Genomic DNA, 13,830 nt, shown 5'->3' with positions numbered 1-13,830 from the left:
GTTTGAAGTCGCTGGATGCCGCGTCCACCGGCGAAAACGCCGCCGGTACTAGCAATGCGCTAAAGAGATTGCGATTTGTTCGCTGACGCGAACAGCGCATTGCGTCGAAGCGCGGAATGACGACAAATCCAACTACTTCTCGTTAGTAGTTAAATGAGTACAGCGCCGGAAGCTGGAAGATTTCCGGAGCGGCACAGGATGGGCATATGGAGCGTGCGGCACGTAGTTTGGCCCCGTGTGCCGGATAATTAAAAAAATACTGTAAAATATGCAGGCGCAGGGCTGAAATTTATAAAAAGATAAGTTATAATTTGCGGCATATTCATATTTTACAGAAGAGGGGTAGTTCTTATGAAGTTGACCAAACGTTTTGTTCTAGCCCTTGCGGCCGTCTTCGCGGCGGCAGGCATCGCGTCGGCGGCTGAGACCGTCAAGATAGGCGTCTATCTGCCGATAACCGGCGGCAACGCGGTCGGCGGGCAGCTTGAGCTCGACGGCGTGAATCTCGCGCACAAGCAGTATCCCGAGGTTGACGGCAAGAAGATCGAGCTCGTCGTAGTCGACAACAAGAGCGACAAGGTCGAGGCGGCGAACGCCGTCAAGCGTCTCATAGAGCGCGAGAAGGTCTGCGCGATAATCGGAACCTACGGCTCGTCGCTCGCGATGGCCGGCGGCGAAGTGGCGGAGAAGGCTGGCGTCCCGATGGTCGGCACGTCGTGCACGAACCCGCTCGTCACGCAGGGCAAGAAGTACGTCTTCCGCGTCTGCTTCATCGACCCGTTCCAGGGCGCTGGCGCGGCGAACTACGCCGTCACCGAGCTTAAGGCGAAGACCGCGGCTATGCTCATCGAGGTCACCGAGGACTACAGCGTCGGCCTCGGCAACTTCTTCAAGCAGAATTTTGTGAAGCTCGGCGGCGAGGTCGTATCGGTCATGAACTACCAGAAGGGCGACCAGGATTTCACGGCTCAGCTCACCGAGATAATCAGCAAGAATCCCGACGTCCTCTACATCCCGGCTAACTTTGCGGAAGGCGCGATAATCATGCGCCAGGCGCGCGAGCTCGGCGCGACGTTCAGCATCCTCGGCGGCGACGCTATGGACAACCCAGAGATGGTTTCGATAGGCGGAGACTCCGTCGAAGGATTCAGCTACACCTCGTTCGCCTACTCGCCGAACATGCCTGAGAAACTCATGAGCGACATACAGAAGCAGTTCACGAAGCAGTGGCGCGAGACCTATCCCGACAAGGACCCCGCGGCCCTTACCGGATGCGGATACGACGCGTACCTGCTCATCTACAACGCGATAAAGAACGCGAAGAGCACCGATCCTGAAAAGATAACGGCGGCCATCGCCTCGACGAAAGACATGCCCGGCGTAACCGGAACGACGACGATAAACGCGACGCACGACGCCGAAAAGCCGATAGGCATCATCAAGGTCGAGAACGGCAAGCAGGTTTTCCACGCTATAGTGGACGCGCCCGCGAAATAGCATAAACTCATAGGGCCGCGCTTTCCGTGCGACGGTTCGCCGGCGGTGGGGCGGCGGCCCTCTTTCTCTTCCGGCGGGGACGCTCCGCCGGACTACATTTTTTCTGCGGCCTTCCGCGCGCGCGGTAAACAGGCGCGCGCCGGAGCTTCCGGCCCGGATCTCTTAAAAGGGGAGAGCCAATGACTTCAAACATGATGATCCAGCATCTTTTCAACGCTCTGATGCTGGGCAGCCTCTACGGCCTCATAGCCATAGGCTACACGATGGTCTACGGCATACTGAGGCTCATCAACTTCGCCCACGGCGATATTTTTATGATAAGCACATATTTCGTCTTCGTCGCTATCGCCGCGCTGCATCTGCCGTGGATACCGGCGGTCGTTCTTTCCATAGCGGCGACGGCTGTCTTCGGCTTTATGATCGACAGGGTGGCCTACCGCCCGCTGCGCTCCGCGCCGCGCATTTCCGCTCTCATATCGGCGATAGGCGTATCGTTCTTCATTGAAAACCTCTGCCTTGTAATTTTCACCGGAGTTCCGAAGCCGATGCCGCGCTTCGAGCCTCTCGTAAAGGTCATATCGCTCGGCGACGTCAGGATTCTGCCGCTCGTCATTTTCGTTCCGGTCATTTCGTTCGTACTTGTCGGCGCGCTTCTGTGGATGCTCTACCGCACGAAGCCTGGGCTCGCGATGCGCGCCATCTCGCGCGACATCGAGACGACGCGGCTGATGGGCGTCAAGGTCGACAGAATCATAGCGCTGACCTTCGCGGTCGGCTCCGCGCTCGCGGCCTGCGCGGGCATCATGTGGGCGCTGCGCTATCCGCAGATTCATCCGTTTATGGGAGTTTTCCCGGGGCTTAAGGCCTTCATCGCCGCGGTGCTCGGGGGCATAGGCTCGGTGCAGGGCGCGATGATAGGCGGGCTTCTGCTCGGCTTCATGGAGATTCTGCTCGTCGCCTTCTTCCCGGCGCTTTCGGGCTACCGCGACGCCTTCGCCTTCGTCCTGCTTATCGTGATACTTTTCTATCGTCCGACGGGACTGATGGGCGAGAAGATGGAGGATAAGATATGAAGAAGTCCACGAAGAATCTGCTGAATATCCTCTGCATCGTCCTGCTCGCGCTCTTCCTCAAATGGGCCGGCGCGAGCCTCGACGGGTACAAGGTGCAGGTGCTGAACCTCATCGCGATAAACGCGATACTCGCCGTCAGCCTCAACCTCATATACGGCTTCACGGGGATGTTCTCGCTCGCGCACGCGGGCTTCATGGCGATAGGGGCCTACGTCACCGCGATACTGATTCTGCCGCAGGCGCAGAAGGAGATGATGTATATCCTCGAGCCGATGATGTGGCCGTTCAACGTCGTGCATGCACCGTTCTTCGTCGCGGTCGTCGCGGGCGGAATCGCCGCGGCCTTCGTCGGACTGCTGATGGCCGCTCCGTGCCTGCGGCTCGGCGGCGACTATCTCGGCATCGCGACGCTCGGCTTCGGCGAGATAATCCGCGTCATCTTCACGAACATCACGCCCGTCACCAACGGCGCGCTCGGCCTCAAGGGCATACCGGCCTACGCGAATCTCGGCTGGAACTATTTCTGGTGCATCTTCACGATATATGTGATAGTCAAGCTGCTTTCGAGCAACTTCGGCAACACGCTGCGCGCCGTCCGCGACGACGAGGTCGCCGCGAAGGCTATGGGCATAGACACGTTCAAAGCCAAGACGATATCGTTCGTCGTCGGCGCGTTCTTCGCGGGAATCGGCGGCTCGCTGACGGGCAGCCTCATAACGACGATAGACCCGAAGATGTTCAATTTCCAGCTCACGTTCAATATCCTGATGTTCGTCGTAGTCGGCGGCCTCGGCTCGATAACGGGCTCGCTCGTCGGCGCGGCGGTCGTCACGGTGCTGCTCGAATGGCTGCGCTTCGTCGAGGACACTATACAGATAGGCTCGTGGGAAATCGCGGGCATTCCGGGAATGCGCATGCTCATCTTCTCGCTGCTGCTGCTCTTCATAATCCTGTACAGGCGCGAGGGCATCATAGGCGGCTGCGAATTCAGCTGGGACGGCGCGGCGCGCTTCCTGCGCAGGCTGAGGAAAGGAAAGGGAGGCGCGGCGAATGGCTGACGCAATACTCAAGACCGAAGACGTAGTGATAAAGTTCGGCGGGCTGACCGCCGTCAGCGGCTTCAGCATAGAGGCCGAGCGCGGCTCGATAAGCAGCCTCATCGGGCCGAACGGCGCGGGCAAGACGACCTGCTTCAATATAATCACTGGCTTCTATAAGCCGACCTCGGGGCGCGTCATATTCAACGGCAAGGACGTGACCGGCATGCCGCCGCACCTCGTCTGCAAGACAGGCATCGCGCGCACCTTTCAGAACATAAGGCTCTTCACGGGCGGCACCGTGCTGCAGAACGTCATGACGGCATGCTGGGTGCGCCAGCGCGCGCCGTGGTGGAGCGCGCCGCTCCAGCTTCCGATTTTCCGCCGCGAGGAGCGCGAGATACGCGATCGCTCTATGGAGCTGCTCGCCGCTGTCGGCCTCGACGGCCTCGCGGAGGAGGTGGCGACTGGGCTGCCCTACGGAGCGCAGCGAAGGCTTGAGATAGCGCGCGCTCTCGCGACCGGGCCGGAGCTCCTTCTGCTCGACGAGCCCGCCGCGGGCATGAACCCGCAGGAGAGCCTCGAGCTGATGGATTTCATAAGAGACATACGCGACCGCTTCAAGGTCACGATATTGATGATAGAGCACGACATGAAGGTCGTCATGGGCGTTTCGGAATGGATTCGCGTGCTCGACTACGGGCAGCTCATCGCTGAGGGGACGCCGGACGAGATAAAGAAGAATCCGCGCGTCATCGAAGCCTATCTCGGAAAGGAGGCGGCGGGATGCTGAAGGTAAAGGACCTCTCCGTCAACTACGGCGGCATACGCGCGCTGCGCGGCGTTTCGCTCGAAGTCCCCGCCGGGAAAATAGTCACGCTTATAGGGGCCAACGGCGCAGGAAAGAGCAGTACTCTGCGCGCGATAGCGGGGCTCGTCAAGACCTCCGGCGGCACCGTAACGTGGGACGAGAAGCATCTGCTCGGCCTGCCGCCCGAGGACGTGCTCGCGCGCGGCGTCGCGCTCTGCCCTGAGGGACGGCGCATATTCCCGCACCTCACGGTGCTCGAGAACTTACAGCTTGGCGGCTACGGCTGCCGCACGAAGGAGGAACTCGAAGCGGGCATAGAGCGCGCATTCACGCTTTTCCCGCGCCTCAGGGAGCGCTCGTGGCAGAAGGGCGGCACGCTCTCGGGCGGAGAGCAGCAGATGCTCGCGGTCGGGCGCGCACTGATGAGCGACCCGCAGCTGATTATGCTAGACGAGCCGTCGATGGGGCTCGCGCCGATACTCGTCGAAGAAGTCTTCCATATAATTTCGCAGATAAACGCCGAGGGCAAGACCGTCCTGCTGGTCGAGCAGAACGCCTTCGCGGCGCTGCGCATAGCGGACTACGCATACGTGCTCGAGGTCGGCGAGATAACGCTCGAAGGCACGGGGCGCGAGCTGCTCGACGACCCGCGCGTCGTCGAAGCCTACCTCGGCGGCTAGGAAATTTATATCAACAGCGAAAGAAGCGCCCTTCCTGCGGGAAGGGCGTTTTTTTATGTGTGCCCTTCCGCGCGGCGGGTGGCTCGCGGCGTTTGCGTTGAAATTCGGAAGCGGATATAATGTATCGCAGATTCCGCATTTTTGTTTCACGGTTCGTTTTTTCTCGGTATAAATACGCAGATAGGGGCCGCAGATTACGTGGACGTGCGCTGAATTTTGCGGCGCGTGCAAAATTTTTATCCTTTTTTTGAGTTTTCGTCTCTCCGCTAAAAGCATATTGCAGGCGGATATTGTATAATCGAAAGGTATTTTGTAAAGACTTTATGCAAGGAGCTATGCTTATGGAAAAGAACGAAGTGAAAAGACTGCTGTGCGAAGCCGTCGATTCCGTCAAGGAAGAGACCAAGGCTTTCGCGGACGACATCGCCGGACATGCGGAGCTGGGATTTTTCGAGACGCGCACCTCTGACAAGCTTGCGGAGGCGCTTGAAGGGCTCGGCCTCGACGTTAAGCGCGGACTCGCGCGCACGGGACTGCGCGCCGATATGGCGGGCGGCGCGGAAGGGCCGAAGGTAGCCGTAATAGGCGAGCTGGACGGCATCGTCTGCCGCCAGCACCCGCTCGCCGCAGCGGACACCGGCGCGTCGCACGCATGCGGGCACAACCTCCAGATATCCGCCGTCTACGCGATGGCGGCGGCGCTCAAAAAGACGGGGCTCATGAAGGAGCTCGCCGGCTCCGTAGCCTTCCTCGGCCTTCCGGCGGAGGAGTTCATCGAAGTCGGACGCCGCACCGAAATGCGCGACAAGGGCGAACTCGTTTACTACGGCGGCAAGCAGGAGTTCGTGCGTCTCGGCGTATTCGACGATATAGATATGAGCATGATGGTCCACGCGGGCGACAACGCGCCGGGGCGCGGCTTCACCGTCCCGGACGGCGGCAACGGCTTCCGCATCTTCATGCTGCGCTACGAGGGCAAGCAGGCGCACGCGGCGGCGGCTCCGCATCTCGGAGTGAACGCGCTTTACGCCGCGGTCGCCGGCATCAACGCCGTCAACGCACTGCGCGAGACCTTCCGCGACGAGGATCACATCCGCGTCCACTACATCATCACGAAGGGCGGAGATTCGGTCAACAGCGTACCGGACGACGTGCGCCTCGAAGGCTACGTCCGCTCGGGCAACATAGAGAAGATAGACGAAACCTTCATGAAGGTCGTCCGCGCCTTCAAGGCGGGCGGCGAGGCGCTAGGCGCGAAGTGCCACGTCCGCAGCATCGCGGGCTATCTGCCGCTCAACGCGAGCAAGGATCTCAACAGGATTTTCGCCGACAACGCGGACGCGCTCGTCGGACCCGAGCATGTCGAGCGCCACACCTATTTCGCGGCGTCGACCGACCTCGGCGACATCGCGCACCTGATGCCCTCTATCCAGCCCTCTGGCGGCGGCACGGTCGGCGCGCTGCACTCGAAGGAGTTCTGCGCGGAGGATTTCGAGGCGGCGGTGCTCGACCCCGCGAAGGTCATGCTTATGACGCTCGTCGATCTGCTCTACGATGGCGCGAAAGAGGCCAAAGAGGTGCTCGCGAATTTCAAACCGGTCTATACGAAGGAAGAATATCTCGCTGCGATGGACAGCAGGTTCTTCTCTGAGTAATAGAAAAATTCTTTATTCATTTTAAGGAGGCGTTTCTGCCATGGATATTGTCGACAAGGCGATACGCAACTGGAAGCTCCACGTCCTCGCGCTGGTGCTTACGGTTATCGCCGAACTCATCGGGCCGAAGAGCTTCAAGCTCGGCCCCGGCCTTCTCGTGCTGGTGCCACTGCTCTACTCGTTCGCGCTCGGCGCGCTCTGCGGCATACCGAAGCTGAAGATCCTCAAGCGCAGCGATATGTTCGAGGCTTCATCTCTCGTCGGCGTGACTTTCTTCTTCCTTATGGCGCGCTACGGCACGCTTGTCGGCCCGAGCTTCTGGAAGGTCGTCGAGTCCGGCCCGGCGCTTATTCTTCAGGAATTCGGAAATATCGGGACGGTCTTCTTCGGCGTGCCTATAGCGGTGCTTCTCGGCCTCAAGCGCGAGGCGGTCGGCGCGGCCTTCTCGAACGCGCGCGAGCCTAACATCGCCATCATCGGCGAAAAGTACGGCCTCGACACGCCCGAGGGGCGCGGCGTCATGGGCGTCTACGTCACCGGTACGGTCTTCGGCGCGATATTCTGCAGCCTGCTGAGCTCCTTCGTCGCCTCGACGATGCCCTTCTTCAGCCCGCAGGCGCTTGCTATGGCGACCGGTACGGGAAGCGCGGGCATGATGACCGCGGCGCTCGCCCCGCTCGTCGAGATGTACCCCGACATTAAGGACGAGCTGACGGCTCTCGCGGCCGCGAGCAATATGTTCTCCGGCCTCGACGGCGTCTACATGTGCGTCTTTATGAGCCTCCCGCTCGCCAACTGGCTCGTGCGCAAGATGGGCGTCAAGGACGCCCCGAGCGTCCCGACGAAAGCCGGAGCGCAGGAAGGAGGAAACAAGTAATGAATTACCGTCAGATGGCAGTTTTCCTCATGATCTGCGGCCTTCAGATACTCGTCGGCAACTGGGTCGGCGCTAAGGGTTACGCGAGCGGAGCCGCCGCCGCGGCCTTCGTCGAGTCCATCCCCGGCCTGCTCGTGCTGCTTGCGATAATCGTCGGCGGAGTCGCGGTCGCGCACTTCATCCCGTGGAAGGGCCTCCCCGCGGTCGCCTATATAGTCACGCTCGGCTGCATAGTCACGATCCCCGGATTCCCCGGCTCGGAGATGCTCACGGCCTACGTCTCGAAGATCAGCTTCATCGGCCTCTGCACGCCGATACTCGCCTACGCGGGCCTCGCGGTCGGCAAGGACATCGACGCGCTCAAGTCGCAGGGCTGGAAGATAGTCGTCGTCGGCCTCTTCGTCTTCGTCGGAACCTTCATCGGCTCCGCGATAATCGCGGAAATCGTGCTGCGCATGATGAACTAGCGCCGCGGACGATTTTTTACGAAAAGCCTGTAAAACTTAAGGCCGCCCGAGAATGGGCGGCCTTTTTCGTATTAGAAGTCGTAGTGCGACCACATGCTGATGATTTTGACTGTCATTATCTCTTCCAGAACTTGATAGACGAGCCTGTGCTGTATGTTGTTGCGGCGCGAAAGAGCGCCCTCTAGGTCGCCTTTGAGCCTTTCGTAACGCGGCGGAGTCTGATAGGGATTCTGCTTTATCAGCTCAATCAGAGCCTTCGCCTTGCCGTCGAGCTTCGCCGCCTTGAGTTTGGGAATGTCCGCCGCGGCCTTCTTCGTGTAGATGATTTCGTACATCACCAGGAGACCTGGTCCTCGGTGATGCATTCCTCCGGCGGCGTGGCGAGGCCGTCGATTATCTTCTCGCGCATACCTGGAATGGAGGTCAGGTACAGCGTCTCCATTATGCTGTTGTAATCGTCCTCGCTGAGGATGACCGCGTTGCCTTCTTTGGTGCTGACGCTGACCGGCTCGTTGTACTTTATCGTCTGCTCAAGGATGCCGAAGAGGTTCCGGCGCAGCGCCGTGGCGTTCGTAGTGAACATGACAATCACCTCGCATGTACATTATAGCGTACATTTATTGATTCGTCATTGCGGCTTCGCCAGCAGCGGCTCGGGGTCGAAGAATATGCCGCGCCATGCGGTGCTGAAATGGAGGTGCGGGCCGGTCACGCGGCCGCTGCTGCCGGAGAGCGCTATGGTCTGCCCGGCCTTCACCTCGTCGCCGGCCTTGACGCGGATTTCGGAAAGATGGCAGTAGAAGGTGGTGAAGCCCGCGCCGTGGTCTATGTAGACGCAGCGGCCCGCGAAATAAAAATCCGCCGCGAGCGTCACGACGCCGTCAGCCGCGGCCTTGACGGGCGTGCCCGTCTTCGCGCGCATGTCCGCGCCGCCGTGGCGTCCGCTGAATTTGCCGTTGAACCAGCGGCTCTTGCCGTAGTGCGACGTGAATATGCCCGGCACCGGGCGCGTCAGCGGCAGCGACGGCGCGTGTCCGGCGCGCGTGCTCATGAGCGCCGCGCGCCCGAGCTCCGCCTCGCACTTTATGCGCTCGGCCTCCTTCTGCGGCGGCGCGGCCTTCGACGGCGCGACGGTCAGCTTTTCGGCGGGGTAGCTGTGCGGCAGAAGCTTCACCCTGTGCGCGACGCGCTCCTCCGCTCCGCCGTCCGAGCGGAAGACTACGGCGAGCTCCGCCTCTCCGGGCTCCGTCCCCTGAACGTCGCTGCCGAGCAGCGCCGAGTAGACGCCGTCGGCGCCAGCGGCGAGCGGCGCTTCGCGGCCGAGCCACGAAACCTTTACGGACGAGAGCTTCTCTCCGCGCGCCTCGACGCGCACGAGGAACGGCCGCCCGGTCTTGACCTCCGAGGGGGCCTTCACAGTCACGTCCGCGCTCGCGCCTCCCGTGAGCAGGGTTATAAGCGCAGCCGCGGCCGCGCAGCGTTTTATAAGTTTTATCATGACAAGCGCCTCCGATACGAGCTCCGATAATGATAGTAAGCGCGCGCGCCGCTGTCAAACCCGCGCGTTATACATTCCCGCGCGCATTTGAGGCCGAGAGCGGAAATATTATATAATTGTAACATTAAGCGAACGAGCGGACGGCGCGGCGGCGCGCGCCGAAATCACGCGACGGAGAGGGCGGTTGGATGAAGAGGATATTCTGCGTTTTTGTTTCGATGTTTATCGTTATGTTCTGCGCCGGAAGCTGCGGCGCTGCGGAGCGCGTCGCGCTCATGCTCGAAGGGGCGGACCCGAAGGCTCTGCCGAACAGCTTCAACGGGCTCTGCTACAGCGGCCTCGAGAAGGCGCGCGAGCGTTACGGCAGGAAGATACAGACGAAGGTCTACAACTCATACGGCGACGACAACATACTCGCGCCGCTGCTGCGCAGCGCGTCGTCCGATTCCGACCTCGTGATAATCACCTCGGCGCTCTACATCCCCGCGCTCAAGGAAATGAAGAAGGACTTCCCCGAATGCTCGTACATAGTCTTCGACAGCCGCGATATAAAGGGCGTCACCAATATAATATTCCGCGAGGAGGAGGGCGGCTTCCTGGCCGGGGCGCTCGCCGCGATGATGACGCGGCAGAGCGGCATCGAGCGTATAAACGACGAGCTGGTCGTCGGCATAATCCTCGGCGAGAAGGTGCCGCCGGCGCAGCGCTTCCACCTCGGCTATAAGGCCGGCTCGTGGTACGCCTCGCCCGAAGTCGAGGTGCTCTGCGAATACACGGGCAGCTTTGTGGACGGCTCGCGCGTTGAAGCCGCGGCGGCCAAGCTCAGCGCGAAGGGCGCGGACGTGATATTCTGCGCCGCGGGCCCCGCCTCGATGGGCGCGATACGCTACGCCGAACGCGGCGGCTATTGGTGCATCGGCGTGGACAGCGAGCTAGAGGCCGAGTTCCCGAACGCGGTCCTCGCGAGCGTCGTAAAAAGAAGCGGCCTCGTCGTCACGAAGGTCGTCGAGAGCTACATGAGCGGCAGCCTGCCGAAGGACAGCTTCTCGATAGGCCTCGCCGAGGGCTGCATGGATATATCGACCTGGACGCGCGAGGCTAAGATGAACATCCCCGTCGACGTCCGCGAAGACATCGACGAAATAGCCGAAAAAATCAAAGACGGGCTCATCGTAATAAACGGGCAGAGCTACGGCGGAATAACGGCGGATTAGCGCCGCGGCGCGCATTTGCCGCGCGGACGGCTCTGTAGTAAACTCATGTCGGAAATAAAAAATATTTTGGAGCTGATATAGATGCTGCATTGCGGAATTATCGGACTGCCTTTGAGCGGCAAGAGCACAGTCTTCAACGTAATCACAAGGGCCGGGGCGGAGGTCAAGCCCTACGCGGGAGGCAAGACGGACCCGAACAAGGCCGTCGTGCCGGTGCCGGACAAGCGCTTCGACGCGCTGGTGGAGATTCACGCGCCGCGCAAGGAGACGCCGGCGCAGGTTGAATTCGTCGACCTCGCGGGGCTTTCGCGCGGGGCCGGAAAGGGCGAGGGGCTCGGCAACGCCTTCCTTTCGTTCGTCGCAGACGCGGACGCGCTGATACACGTCATTCGCTGCTTCGCGAACTCCGCCGTCGAGCATCCCGAGGGGAGCATCGACCCGGTGCGCGACTGGGACATCGTGGACAACGAGCTGATCTTCCGCGACCTCGGCGTCATCGACAACCGCCTTTCCAAGCTGCGCGCGAAGAAGAAGCTGACGCCCGACGAGGACAAGGAAAAGGCGCTGCTCGAAAAATGCTACGACTGCCTCATGGAGGAGAAGCCGCTTTCGAGCATCGAGCTGAAGCCCGAAGAGACGCGCCAGCTGCGCGGATTCGCCTTCGTCACCTCGAAGCCGCAGATAATCCTGCTCAACCTCGACGAGAGCCAGAACGAGGAGACGAAGATTCCGAAGTGGGACGAACTCAAGAAGCGCGCCGAGGAGCGCGGGGCGAAGCTCTGCACGCTCTACGGAAGCCTTGAAATGGACATCATGGACCTCGAGCCCGAGGAGGCGAAGGAGTTCACCGAGGGGCTCAACATCACGGAGCCGGGGCGCGAGCGCCTCATCGAGGAGGCCTACCGCGTGCTCGGCCTGATAAGCTTCTTCACCTGCGGCCCGGACGAGGTGCGCGCCTGGACGCTGCACAAGGGAGAGAACGCCGTCGACGCGGCGGGTACGATACACTCGGACCTCGCGCGCGGCTTCATACGCGCGCAGGTCGTCGCCTTCGACGACTACATGGCGCACGCGCATTCGTTCGACGAATGCCGCAAGGCCGGAGTGCTGCGCCTCGAGGGCAAGGAGTACATCGTCAAAGACGGGGACATGATAGAGATTCGCTTCAACGTCTAAAATCTGCACGCAGTCCGCGCCGCTTCGTCCCCATGGGAAGGCGGCGCGGATTTTTTTATATTTTTAATGAAACGGAGGCGCTTGCCCTGAAAATTTTTATAAGCTCCGACATGGAGGGCTCGACTGGCGTCGTCAGCCCGGCGCAGGTGCGCGCGGCGCGCGCGGAATACGCTTTCGGACGCGCGCGGCAGGCCGGGGACATGCGCGCCGCGGTGCGCGGCGCTCTCGACGCGGGCGCGGAGCGCGTGGTGATATGCGACGCGCACGGCTCGATGACGAACCTCGATATAGCGGAGTTCGGAAAGCACGTCTCGCTCGCGAGCGGTTCGCCGAAGGTGCTCGGCATGGTCGAGGGCGCGGCGGGCTGCGCGGCGGCGTTTTTCGTCGGATACCACGCGATGGCGGGGACGGAGAAGGCCGTGCTCGACCACACCTTCGATTCGCGCACGATATACGGCCTCGCGGTCAACGGCGTGAAGATGGGCGAGACGGGCGTCAACGCGCTGTTCTGCGGCGCGCTCGGCGTTCCCGTGGCGTTCGTCTCGGGCGACGACGCCCTCTGCGCCGAGGCGCGCAGCCTGCTCGGGCCGCGGCTCCGCCTCTGCTCCGTAAAGGAGGGGCTCGGGCGCGGAGCGGCGCTCTGCCGCACGCCCGAGGAGACGGAGCCCGAAATTTACGCTGCGGCGAAGGATGCCGCCGAAGCGGCGCTGCGCGGGGAGCTGCGCCCCTTTACGCTCGAAGGGCCCTATTCGCTCGAAATCACCTTCATGAACACGCTCCAGACGGACGCGGCGGCGCTCGTCCCGGGCGCGCAGCGCATGGCGGGGCGCACGCTGCGCTTCGAATGCGAAGAAGTGTTCGAGCTGCGGCGCTTCATCTGCACGGCGGCGGACATCGCGCGCGCTGCGCAGGAGAATTATTAAATGAAACGAATCGGCCTCGACGTAGGCGGACATACTATCACTGCGGGCGTCGTAGATTTTTCGCGAAGCCCCGCGAAGCTGCTGCGCGCGGAAACCGTTGCGGCTCCGTCGCCGCGCGCGGCGGAACCGCTCGTCGAAGCCGCAGCGGCGCTCGTCATGCGCTTCGCCGAAAGCGGTGAAGAATGCTTCGCCGGCATGGGGCTGCCCGGCTTCGTCGCGAAAGACCGCAAAACCGTCGCGCGGCTCACGAATTACGAAAACTGCGACGGCCTCGCGCTCGGCGCGGCGGTCGAGCGCCGTCTTGCGGAACGAGGCATTCGCGCGAAGGCCGCGATTGAGAACGACGCGAACTGCGCGGCGCTCGGCGAGGGCATGGCGGGCGAAGCCGCCGGTATGGAGGACTACGTCGTGCTGACGCTCGGCACGGGGGTCGGCGCGGGCATAGTCTCGGGCGGGCGGCTCGTGCGCGGCGCTCACGGCATGGCGGCGGAGTGCGGCCACATGGCGCTCTGCGGCGCGGAGCTGACCGGCTGCGGCTGCGGCGGCGCGGGACACCTCGAAGAGGCGGCCTCCGCCGACTGGCTTGAACGGCGCGCGAAGGCCTCGGGGCTTCCCGCGGATTTCAAATCGCTCTGGCAGATGCGCGCCGCGCCCGAAGCCGAGGCGATAATCTCGCCCGCGCTCGAAGCTCTTGCGCGCGGCATAGCCTCGGTAACGGTGACGCTCGACCCCGAAGCCGTGATACTGAGCGGCGGGATGAGCCGCGCGGACGGGCTCGCGGAGGAGCTCGCCGCGCGCGCGCAAAAATACCTGCCCGAGCCCTTCCGCCCCTATTTCACGCTGAAAACCTCGAGTCTAAGCGGCGAGGCCGCCGTCATAGGCGCGGCGTCGCTCTTCAGAGAGTCGCTGTAATTTTTCCACC

General features: G+C 61.9%; 15 protein-coding genes. 12 read left to right on the top strand and 3 right to left on the bottom strand.

All coding sequences use genetic code 11. The features are described 5' to 3' along the window. Window positions 1–351: 351 nt before the first annotated feature. The 8 genes from ABGT66_RS11405 (at window position 352) to ABGT66_RS11370 (ending at window position 8,097) form a co-directional block, all read left to right on the top strand. On the top strand, window positions 352–1,497 hold the full coding sequence (locus ABGT66_RS11405; protein ID WP_346690756.1) for an ABC transporter substrate-binding protein: 1,146 nt from the start codon (window positions 352–354) through the stop codon (window positions 1,495–1,497). Between the two features lie 179 nt (window positions 1,498–1,676). Beyond that, the gene (locus ABGT66_RS11400) at window positions 1,677–2,570 is read left to right on the top strand and encodes a branched-chain amino acid ABC transporter permease (RefSeq protein WP_346690755.1); all 894 of its coding nucleotides are present in this window, start codon (window positions 1,677–1,679) and stop codon (window positions 2,568–2,570) included. Then, the gene (locus ABGT66_RS11395) at window positions 2,567–3,628 is read left to right on the top strand and encodes a branched-chain amino acid ABC transporter permease (RefSeq protein ID WP_300263215.1); all 1,062 of its coding nucleotides are present in this window, start codon (window positions 2,567–2,569) and stop codon (window positions 3,626–3,628) included. Before ABGT66_RS11400 ends, ABGT66_RS11395 begins: the two co-directional genes overlap by 4 nt. Continuing rightward, window positions 3,621–4,400: an ABC transporter ATP-binding protein gene (locus ABGT66_RS11390; protein ID WP_346690753.1), complete on the top strand. Its 780-nt coding sequence runs from the start codon at window positions 3,621–3,623 to the stop codon at window positions 4,398–4,400. Before ABGT66_RS11395 ends, ABGT66_RS11390 begins: the two co-directional genes overlap by 8 nt. Continuing rightward, window positions 4,394–5,098: an ABC transporter ATP-binding protein gene (locus tag ABGT66_RS11385; protein ID WP_346690751.1), complete on the top strand. Its 705-nt coding sequence runs from the start codon at window positions 4,394–4,396 to the stop codon at window positions 5,096–5,098. Before ABGT66_RS11390 ends, ABGT66_RS11385 begins: the two co-directional genes overlap by 7 nt. Before the next feature lie 341 nt (window positions 5,099–5,439). Further along, window positions 5,440–6,753, top strand: a complete 1,314-nt coding sequence (locus ABGT66_RS11380; protein ID WP_346690750.1) for an amidohydrolase — start codon at window positions 5,440–5,442, stop codon at window positions 6,751–6,753. Window positions 6,754–6,793: 40 nt separating this feature from the next. After that, window positions 6,794–7,630: a DUF3100 domain-containing protein gene (locus ABGT66_RS11375; protein ID WP_346690748.1), complete on the top strand. Its 837-nt coding sequence runs from the start codon at window positions 6,794–6,796 to the stop codon at window positions 7,628–7,630. Then, window positions 7,630–8,097, top strand: coding sequence for a DUF340 domain-containing protein (locus ABGT66_RS11370; protein ID WP_294193677.1), 468 nt, complete (start codon window positions 7,630–7,632; stop codon window positions 8,095–8,097). The genes ABGT66_RS11375 and ABGT66_RS11370 overlap by 1 nt, the downstream gene beginning before the upstream one ends. A gap of 71 nt (window positions 8,098–8,168) precedes the next feature. Here the strand turns inward: ABGT66_RS11370 and ABGT66_RS11365 are convergent, their stop codons facing one another. The 3 genes from ABGT66_RS11365 to ABGT66_RS11355 are packed head-to-tail and all read right to left on the bottom strand — an operon-like array spanning window position 8,169 to window position 9,595. After that, on the bottom strand, window positions 8,169–8,432 hold the full coding sequence (locus ABGT66_RS11365) for a Txe/YoeB family addiction module toxin (RefSeq protein WP_346691140.1): 264 nt from the start codon (window positions 8,430–8,432) through the stop codon (window positions 8,169–8,171). Further along, window positions 8,432–8,680 carry a type II toxin-antitoxin system Phd/YefM family antitoxin gene (locus tag ABGT66_RS11360; protein ID WP_346690747.1) on the bottom strand — a complete coding sequence of 83 codons (249 nt, stop codon included), beginning with the start codon at window positions 8,678–8,680 and terminating at the stop codon, window positions 8,432–8,434. Before ABGT66_RS11360 ends, ABGT66_RS11365 begins: the two co-directional genes overlap by 1 nt. A 45-nt stretch (window positions 8,681–8,725) precedes the next feature. Next, the gene (locus ABGT66_RS11355) at window positions 8,726–9,595 is read right to left on the bottom strand and encodes a M23 family metallopeptidase (protein ID WP_346690746.1); all 870 of its coding nucleotides are present in this window, start codon (window positions 9,593–9,595) and stop codon (window positions 8,726–8,728) included. 188 nt (window positions 9,596–9,783) lie between these two features. Here ABGT66_RS11355 and ABGT66_RS11350 point away from each other — a divergent pair, with 188 nt between their 5' ends. The 4 genes from ABGT66_RS11350 (at window position 9,784) to ABGT66_RS11335 (ending at window position 13,820) form a co-directional block, all read left to right on the top strand. Further along, complete coding sequence (locus ABGT66_RS11350) at window positions 9,784–10,809, top strand: BMP family ABC transporter substrate-binding protein (protein WP_346690744.1); 1,026 nt, start codon at window positions 9,784–9,786, stop codon at window positions 10,807–10,809. An 81-nt stretch (window positions 10,810–10,890) separates the two neighbouring features. Next, on the top strand, window positions 10,891–11,985 hold the full coding sequence (gene ychF / locus ABGT66_RS11345; protein ID WP_294193681.1) for a redox-regulated ATPase YchF: 1,095 nt from the start codon (window positions 10,891–10,893) through the stop codon (window positions 11,983–11,985). A gap of 32 nt (window positions 11,986–12,017) precedes the next feature. Then, on the top strand, window positions 12,018–12,908 hold the full coding sequence (locus tag ABGT66_RS11340; RefSeq protein ID WP_346690743.1) for a M55 family metallopeptidase: 891 nt from the start codon (window positions 12,018–12,020) through the stop codon (window positions 12,906–12,908). Further along, window positions 12,909–13,820 (top strand): ROK family protein, encoded by a 912-nt coding sequence (locus ABGT66_RS11335; protein WP_346690741.1) that lies wholly within the window; start codon window positions 12,909–12,911, stop codon window positions 13,818–13,820. It abuts the gene before it with no gap. Window positions 13,821–13,830: the final 10 nt, after the last annotated feature.

Origin of the sequence: uncultured Cloacibacillus sp. (assembly GCF_963926575.1) — a bacterium.
GTDB classification, from domain to species: Bacteria; Synergistota; Synergistia; order Synergistales; family Synergistaceae; genus Caccocola; species Caccocola faecigallinarum.
This window is presented reverse-complemented; position numbering and strand designations above follow the sequence as displayed.

Excerpts from the sequence above, each read along its gene's own strand:
- ABGT66_RS11405 (WP_346690756.1), top strand. The coding sequence starts at position 352 with ATGAAGTTGACCAAACGTTTTGTTCTAGCCCTTGCGGCCGTCTTCGCG.
- ABGT66_RS11400 (WP_346690755.1), top strand. The coding sequence starts at position 1,677 with ATGACTTCAAACATGATGATCCAGCATCTTTTCAACGCTCTGATGCTG.
- ABGT66_RS11395 (WP_300263215.1), top strand. The coding sequence starts at position 2,567 with ATGAAGAAGTCCACGAAGAATCTGCTGAATATCCTCTGCATCGTCCTG.
- ABGT66_RS11390 (WP_346690753.1), top strand. The coding sequence starts at position 3,621 with ATGGCTGACGCAATACTCAAGACCGAAGACGTAGTGATAAAGTTCGGC.
- ABGT66_RS11385 (WP_346690751.1), top strand. The coding sequence starts at position 4,394 with ATGCTGAAGGTAAAGGACCTCTCCGTCAACTACGGCGGCATACGCGCG.
- ABGT66_RS11380 (WP_346690750.1), top strand. The coding sequence starts at position 5,440 with ATGGAAAAGAACGAAGTGAAAAGACTGCTGTGCGAAGCCGTCGATTCC.
- ABGT66_RS11375 (WP_346690748.1), top strand. The coding sequence starts at position 6,794 with ATGGATATTGTCGACAAGGCGATACGCAACTGGAAGCTCCACGTCCTC.
- ABGT66_RS11370 (WP_294193677.1), top strand. The coding sequence starts at position 7,630 with ATGAATTACCGTCAGATGGCAGTTTTCCTCATGATCTGCGGCCTTCAG.
- ABGT66_RS11365 (WP_346691140.1), bottom strand. The coding sequence starts at position 8,432 with ATGTACGAAATCATCTACACGAAGAAGGCCGCGGCGGACATTCCCAAA.
- ABGT66_RS11360 (WP_346690747.1), bottom strand. The coding sequence starts at position 8,680 with ATGTTCACTACGAACGCCACGGCGCTGCGCCGGAACCTCTTCGGCATC.
- ABGT66_RS11355 (WP_346690746.1), bottom strand. The coding sequence starts at position 9,595 with ATGATAAAACTTATAAAACGCTGCGCGGCCGCGGCTGCGCTTATAACC.
- ABGT66_RS11350 (WP_346690744.1), top strand. The coding sequence starts at position 9,784 with ATGAAGAGGATATTCTGCGTTTTTGTTTCGATGTTTATCGTTATGTTC.
- ychF (WP_294193681.1), top strand. The coding sequence starts at position 10,891 with ATGCTGCATTGCGGAATTATCGGACTGCCTTTGAGCGGCAAGAGCACA.
- ABGT66_RS11340 (WP_346690743.1), top strand. The coding sequence starts at position 12,018 with ATGGGAAGGCGGCGCGGATTTTTTTATATTTTTAATGAAACGGAGGCG.
- ABGT66_RS11335 (WP_346690741.1), top strand. The coding sequence starts at position 12,909 with ATGAAACGAATCGGCCTCGACGTAGGCGGACATACTATCACTGCGGGC.